Annotated in this window: 1 rRNA gene; it reads right to left on the bottom strand. The window is 52.1% G+C overall.

Annotated features, from left to right (window positions below):
* A 16S ribosomal RNA gene (locus tag M3180_RS22635) occupies window positions 1–213 on the bottom strand; the annotation flags it as partial.

Genomic DNA, 213 nt, shown 5'->3' with positions numbered 1-213 from the left:
TTACCTCACCAACTAGCTAATGCACCGCAGGTCCATCCATAAGTGACAGATTGCTCCGCCTTTCCCAACTCTCTCATGCGAGAGACTTGCGTATCCGGTATTAGCATTCGTTTCCGAATGTTATCCCGGTCTTATGGGCAGGTTACCTACGTGTTACTCACCCGTCCGCCGCTAACTCTCAGGAGTGCAAGCACTCCATCAAGTCCGCTCGAC

Origin of the sequence: Paenibacillus camelliae (genome assembly GCF_023715345.1) — a bacterium.
GTDB lineage: Bacteria > Bacillota > Bacilli > Paenibacillales > Paenibacillaceae > Pristimantibacillus > Pristimantibacillus camelliae.
The sequence above is the reverse complement of the archived record's forward strand: the minus strand, read 5'-3'. Positions and strand labels throughout refer to the sequence as shown.